Here is a 14,109-nt window from a genome sequence, read left to right as displayed (position 1 = left end):
TCCACGCCCTGCGCCGCCGGTCATCGACCGGCGGCGCAGTCGTGTTTCCGCTCCGGTGCGCCAGCCGTCAGGAGGCCCCCAAAGGGGTGGGCTGGTAGTCTGGACAGTCCGCAACGGAATGGACACCCGATCGAACAGGCAGCACACACCGGCGAAGCGCCCCTGATCGGTGTCTCCTACGTGATGCCCGTGCTCAACGATGTGCTGCACGTCCGGGCCGCGGTGACGAGCCTCCTGGGCCAGGATTACACCGGTCCGTTCGACGTCACGCTGGCCCTTGCACCGAGCATCGACGGCACGGAGGAACTCGTCGCGGAACTCGCCGAACTCGACCCGCGCATCCGTGTCGTGCCCAACGAGATCGGATCGACCCCTGCCGGCCTCAACGCCGCGATCCGTGCATCCGCCTACCCCGTCGTGATCCGGGTCGACGCCCACTCGGTGCTGCCGAGCGACTATGCGCGCGTCGCCGTCGATACCCTCGAGCGCACCGGGGCGGACAACGTCGGCGGAGTCATGGACGCGCGGGGCACCGCTCCGTTCCAGCGCGCCGTCGCCCGGGCTTACGGCACCCGGATCGGCCTCGGCGGAACGCCCCTCCACGTCGGTGGGCCGGAGGGCGCCGCAGAGACGGTCTACCTCGGCTGCTTCCGCCGCGACAGCCTCCTGCGTGCCGGGCTCTTCGACGAGACCATCAAGCGCGGCCAGGACTGGGAGCTCAATCGGCGCCTCCGCGAGCAGGGTGGCACGGTCTGGTTCACACCGAGGCTGCGCGTCGTCTACCGGCCGCGACCGAGCCTGTCCAGACTCGCCCGCCAGATGCTGTCCACCGGAATGTGGCGCGGGGAACTCGCGCGGCGCTTCCCCGCAGACAACGGCATCCGCTATTTCGTGCCTCCCGTGATGGTGCTCCTCGTCACCGCCGGAGTGGTCCTGGGCTTCGCCGGCGTCGTCGTACCGTGGCTGCTGCTGGGCTGGATCGCCCCGGTCGGATACCTGCTCGTCGTCCTCCTGGCCACCGTGGTCGTGACTCGCCCTGATGGCGGGCGCTCCGGCGCCTGGTTCCTTCTAGTCTTGCCCTGTATCCACTTCTGCTGGGGTTTCGGCTTCCTGCTCGGATACCTGAAACTCACCAGCAATATCGCGGCACGGACCGGGAGACACCTATGACATCCCACTCACATTCCACCGGTCGGGTGCGCCAGCCCCGGCCGACGTCGATCGCCGAGTTGCGGGCCGTCGCGCAGCCGCCCGAGGTACGCCTGCGGGCGAACGCCGAGCACTGGACGGCCTCGCTCTACCTGCGCGACGTGTCGCCGTATCTCACCTGGCTGCTGCTGAAGACGAGCGTGACCGCGAACGGTGTCACGGCGCTGATGATCCTCGTCGGCTGGTCGACCGCTGCGGCGCTGCTCATCCCCGGTGTCTGGGGGGCCCTGCTCGCACTGATCCTCGGGCAGCTGCAGATGCTCGTCGACTGCTGCGACGGCGAAGTCGCGCGCTGGCGAGGCGAATCGTCGCCAGCCGGGGTCTTCCTCGACAAGGTCGGTCACTACTCGACGGAGGCGCTCATTCCGATCGCGTTCGGCATTCGCGCGGCGGCCTACCCGTTCGAATCGCCGGAGGATTTCCTCTGGACGACTCTCGCGTTGCTGCTCGCCCTCGTGATCGTGCTCAACAAGGCGCTCAACGACATGGTGCACGTCGCCAGGGCGAACGCGGGGCTCACCAAACTCGCCGACACGCGCGGTGAGCAGACCCCGACTCCCGGCAGGATCGCCCAGCTGCGCAGGCTCGCCCGGTTCCTGCCGTTCCACCGCCTGTACCACTCCGTCGAACTCACGATCCTGATCTTCGCCTCCGCGGTGATCGGCCGTTTCGTCGGCGAGCCTCTCATGGACCGGATCGTGCTCATCGCTCTCGTGCCCCTGTCGATCCTCGCTCTTTTCGGCCATTTCGTCGCAATCATGGCGTCGCGCCGCGTCCGGTCCTGAGCGGTGAGCGACACCGTGCTGCCGAGGGTCGGTGTCGTCGTGCTCACCCAGGGCACCCGGCCGGATGACCTCGCCAGCGGCATCCGCTCGGTGCTCGCCCAGCAGGAGGTCGTCCTCGACGTGGTCTGCGTGGGCAACGGCTGGGTACCGACCGGGTTACCGGGTGCCGTCCAGGCGCTGGCCCTGACGGAGAACCTGGGCATCCCCGCCGGTCGCAATCGCGGCGTCCCCCTTGTGACGGGCGAGTACCTCTTCTTCCTCGACGACGACGCGAGCATCCCGGACCCCCGGTTCCTCAGTCGCGCGGTCGCGCAGCTCCGCGCGGACCCGTCGATCGGCCTGCTGCAACCCCGGGTGACCGATCCCACGGGCGCGGCGGCGCCGACCCGCTGGATTCCGCGCATCCGTAAGGGAGCCGCGACAGAGTCCGGCGCCGTCTTCTCGGTCTGGGAAGGTGCCGTGGTGATGCCCCGTGCGGTCTTCCTGGCCACCGGAGGCTGGGCCGAACCGTTCTTCTACGCTCACGAGGGCATCGAACTGGCGTGGCGGGTCTGGGACCAGGGGCTGCGCACCTGGTACGCGGGAAACCTCGAAGCAAATCATCCCGTCATCCAGCCCACCCGGCACGCCGACTACTACCGGCTGAACGCGCGCAACCGGGTCTGGCTCGCCCGGCGCAACCTGCCTGCCGTGCTGGTCCCGGTCTACGCCGGTTCCTGGCTCGCGATCCAGCTGCTGCGATTCCGCAGCGACCGGCCGGCACTGCGGGCCTGGCTCGCCGGATTCCGGGAGGGCTGGCGCAGCAACCCGGGGGAGCGGCGGCCGATCAGCGCCCGCACGGTCTGGCGGATGTCCCTGGCCGGCCGTCCCCCCATCGTCTGACCCGGTGCTCGGTACTCTGGAGGGATGACCATTCGAAAAGACATCGGCCTGGCCGTCAAGCTGGTCAAGGATGTCGCCGCGTCGCGCCGGGCACAGAAACTGCTCGCCGGCCGGCTCCTCGGGGACGGTCCGCTTCCGCTCGGCCGTTTCAAGATCGCGGTCTACTTCGCCGACGGCGCCGTCAACCTGTATCAGATGCGGCAGTGGTACCGGCCGCTCGCCGTGCTCGCCGAGACCTGGCCCGTCATCGTGTTGAGCCGCACCGGGACCGGGGCGCTGCCGATGTCCGAGGAGTGCCCGGTGCCGGTGACCTACGTGCGCAAGGTCGCCGACCTCGAGCGGGTCGTCGCGGAACAGGACATCCGCATCGTGTTCTACGTCAACCAGAACGCCCGGAACTTCCAGATGATGCGCTACCCGCGGTGCTGGCACGTGTTCATCAACCATGGCGAGAGCGACAAGATGTACATGGTCACGAACCAGATCAAGGCGTACGACTACGCCTTCGTCGCCGGTGACGCCGCCCTCGCCCGTCTCGACCGGGTGCTCTGGGACTACGACTTCGACAAGCGGGCGATCACCATCGGCCGCCCGCAGGCGGACCACTACAGCGGCGTGCTTCCGTACGTTCCCGACGACCGGCAGGTCGTGCTCTACGCGCCGACCTGGGAAGGAGACCGGCCCACCGCGGCATACGGCTCGATCGCGAGCCACGGCGTCGCACTCGCCACTGCGCTCCTCGCCTCGTCGCGGCATCGCCTGATCTACCGGCCGCACCCGCGCAGCGGGGTCACCGACGAGGCATACGGCGCAGCCAACCGCAGGATCATCGCCCTGATCAAGGCGGCGAACGCCCGCGATCCCGCCGCTCACCACATGTACGACACCGGTGCGGAGCTCGGCTGGCAGCTCGCGGCGGCGGACGTTGCCATCGTCGACATCTCAGCCATGGTCTACGACCGGCTCGCCGCAGGCAAGGCCCTTCTCGTCACCCGCCCCGCCGATCCCGCTGCCGAGATCGACACCGGCGGGTACCTCGCGGCGTGCGAATGGCTCGACGCGTCCGCCGCCTCCTCGATCGTGGGCACGGTGGATGCGCTCGCGCACGACCCGGAGGCCGAGGCCCGGTTGGGTGTGGGGGTCGAACGCTACTTCGGCGACGCGGCACCCGGTGCGGCCACCGCTCGCTTCCACGCGGCCGTGCAGCACCTGATGGACGAGTGGGAGCGGTTCGACGCCGTTCGGCCCTGAGCGGCCTGCTACGGTCGCGGAGAGGAGGCCGGTTCGCGGGGAGACACGTCCTGCCCGGCGGCCGCGTGATCCGAATCCGCGTGAGCCGAATCCGGGTGATCCGCCGTTGCGGTGCCTGGAACCCCTGACTCCAGCGGTCGGCCACGGCGCAGCAGCCGCGGGACCATGCGGGGGAGCACGGTGAGGGTGCCGTGCCCGAGCTGCCCGAGCTGGGTGATGCGGTGGCCGGCGGCGACCCGCAGCGCGCCGGCACGGCCGACTCCCTCGAGGCCGCCGCCCTCGCGCACGATCGCCTCGCGTATGCGCGGGTCGAGTTCGGGACGGAAGTCCGCAGGCGGCTGGCCGAAGGCGAGCCGGGACGAGGTCAGCACCCGCTTGCCCAGAATATGGTTGCCGGCGCCGCCGACGACGGCGCCGACGCCGAAGGGGAGCGCCTTGCCGACGAAACTCGCGGAGCCGCGGGTCGCGAACTGGCGGATGAACGAGCTCTTCAGGCGATCGGTGAGCGGACCCATGATGGCGCGCGGAATGCTCGCGGTGACGAGTTCGCCCCAATAGGCCGTTCGGACCGCACCCGTTCCGCTGAACTGGCCGGCAAGCTGGCGGACGAGGTCGGAGCCCTCCCTGCCGAGCATCATCGTCATGACGAGGGCGCGGGCGCGCTCCGGGTCGTCGACGGCAATACCGTGCACCTCGCTCACCGACTGGGCGAACAAGGCTGTCGCTTCGAGGAACCCGGCGGTCTCGACGCCGGACAGTGCGAGGGTCACCCCGGTGCCGACGCCGGGAATGACGGCCGTCGCCCCGACGGCCGCGCCGCCGGTCGTGACCATGGCGAGGTAGCGGCGTTCGAGGATCCTGATGATCTGTGCGGGGTCCGAGTCCGGTGAGCGCCGGCGGATGCCGCGGATGTGGGCGAGCACAGCCGGGCGGTGGATGGCCATGACCCGGTCGAATCCCCGGATGATGCCGGTCGGAAGCTGGCCGCCCTGCGGCAGACCCCCGGTCGTCGAGACGAGGGGTTTCACTCTTCGTGCCATGTCGATGCCGTCCTTCCGATTTCCGTCGAGTTTACGTTGCCGGTCTGACAGGGGAAGGTATTCACATCTTTTCCCCGGCCACTGGCGGTTTTCCCACTTCAAGCCTATAGATGGAGGATGCCGGAGCCGAAGTCAGAAGCGAGCCGCCTGCTGGGACTGCGCCTGCGGCAGCGCCGAACGGAACTCGAGCTCAACCAGGAGTCTGTCGCGCACCGGGCCGGACTCAACGTGTCCAATTACGCCAGGATCGACCGCGGCACTGGGAATCCGACCTTCCACACCCTGATCCGGCTCGCGGACGTGCTGAGCCTCGAGGTCGGGGACCTCCTCACCGGCCTGACCAAGGAACAGCTGCCGCCCGATCGCGACAGCCTCGCCATCGTCGATCCTTGAGCCGGCTCAGGCGGGCCGCACGCCGTAATCGGCGTCGTACCGGGCGAGGACCTCGTCGAGTGGACCGTCGAGGACGAGCGCGCCCTTGTCGAGGTAGAGGCCCCTGGCGCAGAAGCGACGCAGGTCGCGTTCGTTGTGCGAGACGAAGAACAGGGTGCGGCCGCCGGCGAGCAATTCCTCGATCCGGCGATAGCACTTCTCCCGGAAGGCCTTGTCGCCGACGGCGAGCACCTCATCGACGAGGATGATCGGCTCCTCGAGCCGGGAGATGACCGCGAAGGCGATGCGCACCTTCATACCGCTCGAGAGGTGCTTGTACGGGGTGTCGACGAAGTCTCCGATCTCGGCGAAGTCGAGAATCTCGTCAAAACGCTCGCCGATCTGTTTCTTCGTCATGCCGTGCAGGCCCGCCGTGAGATAGACGTTGTCGCGCACGGTGAGGTCATCGACGAAACCGCCGGTGATCTCGATCAGTGGTGCGACGCCCTCCGTCACCCGCACAGTGCCCTCATCGGGCAGGACGACCCCGGTCACGAGCTTGAGCAGGGTCGACTTTCCCTGGCCGTTGCGACCGACAACGCCGATGGCCTCTCCGCGCTGCACCGTGAAGGATACGGCGCGCAAGGCCCAGAATTCGCCGGGTCTGGTGCGCCGGGCCCCGCTCGCGAACAGGTCCTTGAAGCTGCGCCTGCCGCGTCGGTTACGGCGAAAACGGATGCCGACCCCGGCCAGGGCGATCACAGGCGCCCCGGTCACGGCCGATCCCGGCGTCCGGACTGTTCCCGTCATCACAGCTCCTTCAGGACCGCGCGCTCGGTGCGCGTGAAGACCAGCAGCCCGAGTCCGAGGAAGGCGACGGACATGGCCGCGCTGACGCCGACGGTGAACCAGTCGAGGTTGCCGGGGAAGAAGGCCGCCCGGTAGAGGCTGAAGATGCCGCTGAGGGGATTGAACGCCGCCCAGAAGTGCAGCTGGTGCGGCAGGTCCTGGGTGCTGTAGATGATCGGGGATGCGTAGAACAGGAAGCGCAGGATGAGTTTGACGGCGCGTTCCAGATCGCGGAAGAACACGACGAGCGGCGCGACGATGAGGCCGACCCCCGCCGTGAGGATCGCCTGGATCACGATGGCGAGCGGGAAGAACACGATTTCGACGCTCGGCCGGGCGCCGGCGAACACGGCGAACAGCACGAGCACCGGGATCGAGGCGAGGAATTCGATGCCCTTGGAGAGCACGAGCCGGTTCACCCAGATGGTGCGGGGGATCCGGGTCGACCGGATCAGCTTCGCCTCGCGCAGGAACGCGCGAGTGCAATCGGAGACGGTTCCGTTGAACCACATCCAGGGCAGCAGCGCGCTGAGCAGGAAGATGATGTACGGCTCGTGCCCGACGCCCCGGTGGAACACCTGGGTGAACACGAACCAGTAGATCCCGGCCATCACGAGCGGGTCGAGGATCGACCAGAAATAGCCGAGGAACGAGGTGGAGTAGCGGACCCGCAGGTCGCGCTGGGTCAGGAGCCACAGTGAGTGGCGGTAGCGGGAGAGAGCGGTGAGCTGTTCAGGGCGCACTTCTGCGTAGCTACTCACAGACTCCACTCTAGATGTTCACAAAATCAGGGTGAATGCGAATCAGACGAACAGGTTCGCGCGCTCGAGGTCTTCGGCGAAATCGACCTCGACAGCGTAGAAGTCGGAGATGTCGAGGGGTTCGATCAGCAGGCCGTTCTTCTCGATCGCGAGTTCGATGCCGCGCTCGAAGTAGTCCTGGTCGTTCACCCTGGCGAGATGGCGCACCAGGATCGCCTTGTGCGCACTGGAGATGAAGTTGATGCCAACGGCCTCTCCGAGTCCACCGGTCACGGTCTTGGAGAGTTCCCTGATGTATCCCTCGTCGTCGGTCGTGTACTTGACCTCTTCTTCGGACACCTGTGAGGTGTTGACCGTCACGAAAGACTGGTCGCGTTCGACCATGGCGTGCGCCCGATCGAGGACGGCGGGATCGAAGACGACGTCGCCGTTCATCCAGAGCACCCCGCCCGCGCCGGAGGCCTGCAGGGCGCGCAGGAGGCTCTTGGACGTGTTGGTCTGGTCATATTCCTCGTTGTAGACGAAGGATGCCTGGGGGAACGCCTCGATGATGTGCTCGAGCTTGTAACCGACGACGATGGTGACGCGGGCCAGGGATCCGAATGCGTGCTCGATGTTGTCGAACTGCTGACGCATGATCGACCGGCCGTCGCTGAGTTCCGTGAGCGGCTTGGGCAGTGAACGACCCAGTCTGCTGCCCATTCCCGCTGCCAAAATGACTACCTGGGTGGCCATATTTGTCTCCTTAACAGTGTCGGGCTACCTGCGCCCGGTTCGAAAAATGTCGAGCCAGTTTGCCTGTGGTTCACCTCGTCTTTTCCGTTCAGACACACCAACATGAAAGGGTCAGTCTACCCGAAGTGCCCCTTTCGGGTGCCGCCGCGTGGAATCGGCCCCGGTGAACGGGCCGGATCGAGCGCGTTTTCGGCGGGATTCGCGCCCGCCATCCAGTCTTGTCGGAGGGTCGTTGGTAGGGTTGGCGAGGTGACTCACGTGCCTCCCAACTCCGAGCCCAACGAGCCGACCACAACTGTGCCCGCGTCCGATTCGGCCCCGTCGAACGACGCAGCCACTCCGGCGCGTCCGGCCAAGACGACGCCCGACCGCGCAACCTCGGCGCGCACCGCTTCACCCCGAACTCCGGCAGCCCGAACCCCCGTCGCCCGAACCCAGAAGCCCCGCGCCAGCCCGGTTCGCAAGGTTGCCGCGGCTCCCCAGAAACCCGCTGATCCGGCCGAGCCGTCCCCGACCCATGTCGCCCCTGCGGCAGGAGCCGCGGCCAAGACCCGCACGACCGCAGAAAAGGCCGAGACGGCCGCTCGTCAACGCGCCGCGAGGGCGAGCGCGGCGAAGTCGCGTGCCGCGAAGGCTGCCGTCGTCCGTGCGGAGGCCCTTGCCGCCGCGGAAGCCCTCGCCCAGGCGCAGGCCGAGGCGGAGGCGGAGGCTCGTGCCCGTGCCGAAGCCGAAGAGTACGCAGCTGCCCAGGCTCGCGAGTACGAGGCGGCCGAGGCGCGCGCCCAGGCGGATGCCGCCGCACGCGCGAAGGCGCAGGCCGATGCCCTGGCTCTGGCCGCGATCAAACCGCGTCCCGACCCGGAGGCGCTTGCCCGCGCCCAGGCGCAGGCCCGCACCGAGGCCCTCGCCAAGCGTTCACTCGGCCCCATGCCGCCGGACGCGCCCGCACGCGGCGGCCGGCTTCCCGTACCCGGCGTCGTGCCGATCGTCGTGCCATCCGTTGTCTCAGCGCCTCCCGCCGTTCCCAAGCCCCCACGCATCCGCCCGGGAGTCGGGACCTCCAGAGACTGGGTCGCCACGGCCGTCCTCGGCCTGCACCTGCCCCCCGTCGAGAACAAGTCCACCACGCCGGCAGCCACGCAGCCGAAGGACGACGAGGTGTCGACGGTCCGTCCGGACCCGACACCTCCGCCCGCGACCAAGGTCATGCCGGTACCGGCACCGGTTCGTGCTGGTGAGCCGATTGCCCCATCCGTTCCGGAACCGGGACTCGTCGCTGTCCCTGAGCCGATCGACGCTCCGGAGCCCGACCCCGGGCCCGTCGTCGCCGCAGCACCCGTGCCGATCGTCGCGAAGGCGGCAGGGTCCTCGACTCTCGACGAGCCGGCGACCGTCACCGAGCCCGCAACCGAGCCTGACGCGGAGCCCGTCACCGATCTCCCCAGTGAGCCCGAAACTGAGCCCGTCACCGAGTCGGAAACCGAACTCGTGCCCGAGACAGAAACCGAGCCCGAAACCGTGCACTCGGTGGAGCCGCAGGCCCCGCCCGTGCCGGAGCTCGTGTCCGAACCGGAACCGGAACCAGAACCCGAGCCGGAACCCGAACCGGAACCGGAGCCAGAGCCAGAGGTCGAGCCTGCCGAGCCGGCTGCCGCGAACCTCGCCATCGCTCCCGGTGCCCGTACCGCACCCGCCCCTGTCGTCCTCTCTGTCACGGCCCTGCGTAAGTCTTTCGGAAGCACGCTCGCCGTCTCCGGAATCAACCTCGAGGTCCGCACCGGCTCCTTCTACGGCATCGTCGGCCCGAACGGTGCGGGCAAGACCACGACCCTCTCCATGGTCACCGGCCTCCTCCGTCCGGACGACGGTTCGATCGAGGTCCACGGCATCGACGTCTGGAGCGACCCGGTCGCCGCGAAGCGCGTCATCGGGGTGCTGCCGGACCGACTGCGTCTCTTCGACCGCCTGACCGGCGCCCAGCTGCTCTACTACGCCGGCGTGCTCCGCGGGCTCGACGGGGCGACCGTCCGGAAACGATCCGCCGACCTCGCCGTTGCGTTCGGACTCGAGGACGCACTCAACCGACTGGTCGCCGATTACTCGGCGGGCATGACCAAGAAGATCGCCCTGGCCTGCGCGATGATCCACTCGCCGCGCCTGCTCGTTCTCGACGAACCGTTCGAATCCGTCGACCCGGTCTCGGCAGTCAACGTGACCGAGATCCTGCAGAAGTACGTTGCAAGTGGCGGCACCGTCGTCCTCTCGAGCCACAGCATGGACCTGATCCAGCGGGTCTGCGATCACGTCGCGATCATCGTCAACGGCAAGGTCCTCGCGGCCGGCACTGTCGACGAGGTGCGTGGCGGGCAGACCCTCGAAGAACGATTCATCGAACTCGCCGGAGGGCGAAAAGTGGCGGAGGGGATGGAATGGTTGCACAGTTTCTCGGACTGAAGCTCCGGCTCTTCGGCAATCTCTTCCGGCGGAGCCCCTGGCAGGTCGTCGGCATCGTGATCGGACTGCTCTATGGGCTCGCGGTCGCGGCCGGGATCTTCGCCCTGCTTGTCGGCCTGCGCTTCGTCGACGACGGCGTCGGTTCGATCCGTGACGGCATCGTGGTCGCCGGCTCGCTCGTCGTGCTCGGCTTCCTGCTGATTCCGCTCATGACGGGCATCGACGACAGCATGGACCCCCGCAAGTTCGCGGTCATGGGCATCCCCAACCGGCAACTGTCGCTGGGGCTTGCCGTGTCCGCACTGATCGGCGTCCCCGCAATCGTGCTCACGATCGTGCTGCTCGGCACCATCGTGACCTGGTCGCGCGGACCCGGTGAGACCGTGTTCGCCGTCCTGTCCGCGGCGCTCCTCCTTGCCACCTGCATGCTCGGCTCCCGGGTCAGTACGTCCATTGCTTCGTTCCTGCTGGCCACTCGCCGCGCGCGGGAGATCGCCGGAATCGTCGGCGTTCTCCTGCTCGTCATGTTCGCTCCCGTCACCGTGCTCGTGGTCAACCTCGACTGGAGTCTCTACGGCACGGGCTTCATCGGCGGCCTCAGCAGTATCCTCGGCTGGACTCCGCTCGGGGCGGCCTGGTCGGCGCCCGGCGATGCGGCAGGTGGGGACTGGGGTGCTGCACTCCTCAAGCTGCTCGAGGCCGCGGCATTCCTGCTCGTCCTCTGGGTCGCCTGGCAAGCGCTCGTGAGCCGGATGCTCGTCTCACCCGGCAGGGAAGCCGTCGCCAAGGAGTACGGCGGCCTCGGCTGGTTCGACCGCCTGCCGAACAATGCCGCGGGCGCCATTGCCGCACGAAGCCTGACCTACTGGCGCAGGGACCCCCGCTACGGCATGTCCCTCGTGATGATCCCGGTGATCCCGGTGCTCGTCGTTCTCCCGCTCGCGTTCGCCGGGGTTCCGGTCCAGGCCCTCGCGCTCCTGCCGGTGCCGCTGATGTGCATCTTCCTCGGCTGGGCGCTTCACAACGACGTCGCGTTCGACCACACCGCGATCTGGCTGCACGTCGTCTCCGGCACCCGGGGCATGGCCGACCGGATGGGCCGGCTCGTTCCCGCGTTCCTGGTCGGAATCCCACTGATCGGCATCGGCTCGTGCATCAGCGTCGCCGTGTACGGCGACTGGGGCGCGTTCCCCGCCGTGCTCGGCGTGAGCACCTGCATCCTGCTGACCGGACTCGGTTTCTCGAGCTACAGCTCGGCGCGCTTCCCCTACCCGGCATCCAAGCCAGGCGACAGTCCGTTCACGCAGCCGCAAGCCTCCGACACCGCGGCAGCGCTGATCCAGTCCGTGACCCTCGTCGGATCGGTCATCCTCTCGCTCCCGGCGATCGGGTTCGCGGTCCTCGGCCTCTTTGTCGATCCGGTCTGGCTGCTGCCGTCCCTCGCGAGCGGTGTCGTCGTCGGCCTGCTCACCCTTTGGGGCGGCATCTGGCTCGGGGGCCGAACGTTCGACGCCCGCGGACCCGAGATGCTCGCCTCGGCGCTGCGCGCCTGACCCGTCGGTGAGCGCCGCCTGCGAGTTCGTCGATACCACCCTGCGCAACGAGGGGGACGAATACCGGGCCCAGGCGGAGAAGACCAGACTCGGAAGCGACCTGGACTTCTACGGGGCGACGATCGGGGCGATCCGGGGCACGATCCGGGACGCTGCCCGGCGGTACCCGGGGCTGACGCATGACGAGGTCACGGCGCTCAGCACAGAGCTGTGGGACGTTCCCGTCTTCGAGCGCCGGTTCGCCGCCGTCGTCCTGCTGCAGTCGAACGTCGCACTGCTGACCAACACCGATCTCACCCGGATCGAAGGCTTCCTCCGCGACGCCCGGCTGGCCGCGCTCGCGGATCCGCTCGCCCGCGATGTCACCCGCCCCCTCGTCGGACGGCTCTCCGGACTCCCTCGCACCAGGGCGGATGCCGCCATCGAGCGCTGGGCGCGCGACCAGGACCCGTGGCTCCGCCGCACCGCCGCCCTCGTGAGGGAAGCCTGACGCTGCCTAGACTAGGACCCATGATCAGAATCATTCGCGCCAGTATCGCCGAACCGGGCAACCCCGGCCAGCCGGGCGGCGGTACGTCCACGCTCGACCGCGAGCTCGAGGAACTGCTCAACACCGAGCAGATGGAACCGGGCGACCACGAGCGGTTCTCCCACTACGTACCCAAAGACAAGATCCTCGAGAGCGCCATCTCCGGCAAGCCGGTCAAGGCACTGTGCGGGAAGATGTGGATTCCCGGTCGCGACCCGGAGAAGTTCCCGATCTGCCCGACCTGTAAAGAGATCTACGACACGATGAAGAAGTAGCGGTTCCGCAGACCCCTTCCGGTCTACCCGTACCTGTCTAACCCTGCTCGTAGATCGTCGGGATGACGGGCTCCCCGCGGCCGAGGCGGAAAGCCTCGATCGGCAGCTCACGCATCACAGAGGCATGGTGCAGTCTCGCGCGTTCCGTGCCGGCCGCCCCGAGGTGGCTTTCGTCGATCACGCCGTCTGTGACGAGCGGGACGAGCAGTACCCGGTCCCGCCCGGATTCCTCCGCGGGCTCCGTCGTGTCTGCGGGGTCGCCGCCGAGCAGGACGACCTCGGCGCGGGCCGTTCCGCTCGCGTCGAGACGTCGAACGGCCCGCTTGAGGCCCCCGACCGAGACCTTGGCCGCGGATGTCTTCGCGACAGACACCCACTCGCCGGCGTCGTTCCGGTGCGCGACGAGCTTGTAGACCATCCCGGCGGCGGGGGCACCAGAACCCGTGACGAGGGAGGTGCCGACGCCGAACGCGTCGACGGGAGACGCCGACAGTGCGGCGATCGAATACTCGTCGAGGTCGCTTGTCACCGTGATGTGGGTGTTGACCGCGCCGAGCGAGTCGAGCTGGGCGCGCGCGCCGGCGACGACGGTCGGGAGGTCCCCTGAGTCGATCCGGATCGAACCGAGCCCTGTCCCGGCGACCGCGACGGCCCTGTCGATTCCGGCCTGGATGTTGTAGGTGTCGACGAGCAGGGTCGTCGAGGAGCCGAACGCCGCCACCTGGGCTTCGAAGGCATCCGCTTCGCTGTCGTGCAGGAGCGTGAAGGAATGGGCCGCCGTACCCATCGTGGGGATGCCCCAGCTGCGCCCGGCCTCGAGATTGCTCGTGGACGCGAACCCGGCGATGTACGCCGCGCGGGCGGCGGCGACGGCGGCGTACTCGCTCGTGCGGCGCGAGCCCATCTCGGCGATCGGCCGGCCGAGGCTCACCGAGACCATGCGCGCGGCCGCGCTAGCGACGGCGCTGTCGTAGTTGAGCACGCTCAACACCAGGGTTTCGAGCACGACGGCGTCGGCGAAGCTGCCCTCGACGGAGAACAGGGGAGAGCCGGGGAAGTACGCCTCGCCCTCCTGGTAGCCCCAGATATTGCCGCGGAAGGCGTAGTCGGCGAGCCAGTCGAGGGTGGGCGTGCGCACGACGTGGTTGTCGCGCAGCCAGGTGAGCTCGGCATCCGTGAATCGGAAGTCCCGGATGAGCTCGAGCAGGCGCCCCGTGCCCGCGACGATGCCGTAGCGGCGCCCATCCGGCAGCCGCCGGGCGAACGCCTCGAAGAGGCACTCCCGGTCTGCGGTGCCGCTCTGGATGGCGGCGTCCACCATGGTGAGCTCGTATCGGTCGGTGCGGAACGCGGAGGATTCAGTCACGCGGCCAGCCTATTCCTCCGGCGGGGTTGCCCCAGCGGACGGGCCGCG

Annotated in this window: 14 protein-coding genes; 9 read left to right on the top strand and 5 right to left on the bottom strand. The window is 68.5% G+C overall.

Translation table 11 applies throughout. The annotated features are described in order from the left end of the window. Nucleotides 1-183 precede the first annotated feature (183 nt). Genes RHM57_RS11435 through RHM57_RS11420 form a run of 4 tightly spaced genes read left to right on the top strand, consistent with a single transcriptional unit; the run spans nucleotide 184 to nucleotide 4,127 of the window. Nucleotides 184-1,170 carry a glycosyltransferase family 2 protein gene (locus tag RHM57_RS11435; protein ID WP_134445827.1) on the top strand — a complete coding sequence of 329 codons (987 nt, stop codon included), beginning with the start codon at nucleotides 184-186 and terminating at the stop codon, nucleotides 1,168-1,170. Further along, nucleotides 1,167-1,994 (top strand): CDP-alcohol phosphatidyltransferase family protein, encoded by an 828-nt coding sequence (locus RHM57_RS11430; protein ID WP_134445826.1) that lies wholly within the window; start codon nucleotides 1,167-1,169, stop codon nucleotides 1,992-1,994. The genes RHM57_RS11435 and RHM57_RS11430 overlap by 4 nt, the downstream gene beginning before the upstream one ends. Nucleotides 1,995-1,997: 3 nt before the next feature. Further along, nucleotides 1,998-2,876: a glycosyltransferase family 2 protein gene (locus RHM57_RS11425; protein WP_134445825.1), complete on the top strand. Its 879-nt coding sequence runs from the start codon at nucleotides 1,998-2,000 to the stop codon at nucleotides 2,874-2,876. A 24-nt stretch (nucleotides 2,877-2,900) separates the two neighbouring features. After that, a complete protein-coding gene (locus RHM57_RS11420) occupies nucleotides 2,901-4,127 on the top strand; it encodes a hypothetical protein (RefSeq protein ID WP_322188161.1) in 1,227 nt (408 codons plus the stop codon). A gap of 8 nt (nucleotides 4,128-4,135) precedes the next feature. Here the strand turns inward: RHM57_RS11420 and RHM57_RS11415 are convergent, their stop codons facing one another. Beyond that, nucleotides 4,136-5,167 carry a hypothetical protein gene (locus RHM57_RS11415; RefSeq protein WP_241987400.1) on the bottom strand — a complete coding sequence of 344 codons (1,032 nt, stop codon included), beginning with the start codon at nucleotides 5,165-5,167 and terminating at the stop codon, nucleotides 4,136-4,138. Between the two features lie 117 nt (nucleotides 5,168-5,284). Between RHM57_RS11415 and RHM57_RS11410 the strand changes: the two genes are divergently transcribed. Continuing rightward, nucleotides 5,285-5,560 (top strand): helix-turn-helix domain-containing protein, encoded by a 276-nt coding sequence (locus tag RHM57_RS11410; RefSeq protein ID WP_134445823.1) that lies wholly within the window; start codon nucleotides 5,285-5,287, stop codon nucleotides 5,558-5,560. A gap of 6 nt (nucleotides 5,561-5,566) precedes the next feature. On the opposite strand, the gene RHM57_RS11405 is transcribed toward RHM57_RS11410, so the two are convergent. Genes RHM57_RS11405 through RHM57_RS11395 form a run of 3 tightly spaced genes read right to left on the bottom strand, consistent with a single transcriptional unit; the run spans nucleotide 5,567 to nucleotide 7,884 of the window. Then, the gene (locus RHM57_RS11405; protein ID WP_134445822.1) at nucleotides 5,567-6,349 is read right to left on the bottom strand and encodes an ABC transporter ATP-binding protein; all 783 of its coding nucleotides are present in this window, start codon (nucleotides 6,347-6,349) and stop codon (nucleotides 5,567-5,569) included. Then, entirely contained in the window at nucleotides 6,349-7,149 is an 801-nt protein-coding gene (locus tag RHM57_RS11400; RefSeq protein ID WP_241975384.1) for an ABC transporter permease, read from the bottom strand. The genes RHM57_RS11405 and RHM57_RS11400 overlap by 1 nt, the downstream gene beginning before the upstream one ends. Nucleotides 7,150-7,191: 42 nt before the next feature. Then, the gene (locus RHM57_RS11395) at nucleotides 7,192-7,884 is read right to left on the bottom strand and encodes an NTP transferase domain-containing protein (RefSeq protein ID WP_134445821.1); all 693 of its coding nucleotides are present in this window, start codon (nucleotides 7,882-7,884) and stop codon (nucleotides 7,192-7,194) included. A gap of 258 nt (nucleotides 7,885-8,142) precedes the next feature. Between RHM57_RS11395 and RHM57_RS19610 the strand changes: the two genes are divergently transcribed. Genes RHM57_RS19610 through RHM57_RS11375 form a run of 4 tightly spaced genes read left to right on the top strand, consistent with a single transcriptional unit; the run spans nucleotide 8,143 to nucleotide 12,695 of the window. Further along, nucleotides 8,143-10,338 (top strand): ATP-binding cassette domain-containing protein, encoded by a 2,196-nt coding sequence (locus RHM57_RS19610; RefSeq protein ID WP_416172948.1) that lies wholly within the window; start codon nucleotides 8,143-8,145, stop codon nucleotides 10,336-10,338. Next, nucleotides 10,314-11,891, top strand: coding sequence for a hypothetical protein (locus RHM57_RS11385; protein ID WP_134561743.1), 1,578 nt, complete (start codon nucleotides 10,314-10,316; stop codon nucleotides 11,889-11,891). The genes RHM57_RS19610 and RHM57_RS11385 overlap by 25 nt, the downstream gene beginning before the upstream one ends. A 7-nt stretch (nucleotides 11,892-11,898) precedes the next feature. Next, nucleotides 11,899-12,381, top strand: a complete 483-nt coding sequence (locus RHM57_RS11380; RefSeq protein WP_134445819.1) for a DNA alkylation repair protein — start codon at nucleotides 11,899-11,901, stop codon at nucleotides 12,379-12,381. Nucleotides 12,382-12,401: 20 nt separating this feature from the next. Next, nucleotides 12,402-12,695, top strand: coding sequence for a DUF3039 domain-containing protein (locus RHM57_RS11375; RefSeq protein WP_322135441.1), 294 nt, complete (start codon nucleotides 12,402-12,404; stop codon nucleotides 12,693-12,695). Between the two features lie 37 nt (nucleotides 12,696-12,732). On the opposite strand, the gene RHM57_RS11370 is transcribed toward RHM57_RS11375, so the two are convergent. Further along, nucleotides 12,733-14,061: a nicotinate phosphoribosyltransferase gene (locus RHM57_RS11370; protein ID WP_134445817.1), complete on the bottom strand. Its 1,329-nt coding sequence runs from the start codon at nucleotides 14,059-14,061 to the stop codon at nucleotides 12,733-12,735. Nucleotides 14,062-14,109 lie beyond the last annotated feature (48 nt).

The organism is Cryobacterium sp. 10S3 (assembly GCF_034344045.1).
Taxonomy (GTDB): Bacteria; Actinomycetota; Actinomycetes; order Actinomycetales; family Microbacteriaceae; genus Cryobacterium; species Cryobacterium glucosi.
Note: the sequence above shows the minus strand (reverse complement) of the source record. Positions and strands in the feature narration are given on the sequence as shown.

Excerpts from the sequence above, each read along its gene's own strand:
- RHM57_RS11435 (WP_134445827.1), top strand. The coding sequence starts at position 184 with ATGCCCGTGCTCAACGATGTGCTGCACGTCCGGGCCGCGGTGACGAGC.
- RHM57_RS11430 (WP_134445826.1), top strand. The coding sequence starts at position 1,167 with ATGACATCCCACTCACATTCCACCGGTCGGGTGCGCCAGCCCCGGCCG.
- RHM57_RS11420 (WP_322188161.1), top strand. The coding sequence starts at position 2,901 with ATGACCATTCGAAAAGACATCGGCCTGGCCGTCAAGCTGGTCAAGGAT.
- RHM57_RS11415 (WP_241987400.1), bottom strand. The coding sequence starts at position 5,167 with ATGGCACGAAGAGTGAAACCCCTCGTCTCGACGACCGGGGGTCTGCCG.
- RHM57_RS11410 (WP_134445823.1), top strand. The coding sequence starts at position 5,285 with ATGCCGGAGCCGAAGTCAGAAGCGAGCCGCCTGCTGGGACTGCGCCTG.
- RHM57_RS11405 (WP_134445822.1), bottom strand. The coding sequence starts at position 6,349 with ATGACGGGAACAGTCCGGACGCCGGGATCGGCCGTGACCGGGGCGCCT.
- RHM57_RS11395 (WP_134445821.1), bottom strand. The coding sequence starts at position 7,884 with ATGGCCACCCAGGTAGTCATTTTGGCAGCGGGAATGGGCAGCAGACTG.
- RHM57_RS11385 (WP_134561743.1), top strand. The coding sequence starts at position 10,314 with ATGGTTGCACAGTTTCTCGGACTGAAGCTCCGGCTCTTCGGCAATCTC.
- RHM57_RS11375 (WP_322135441.1), top strand. The coding sequence starts at position 12,402 with ATGATCAGAATCATTCGCGCCAGTATCGCCGAACCGGGCAACCCCGGC.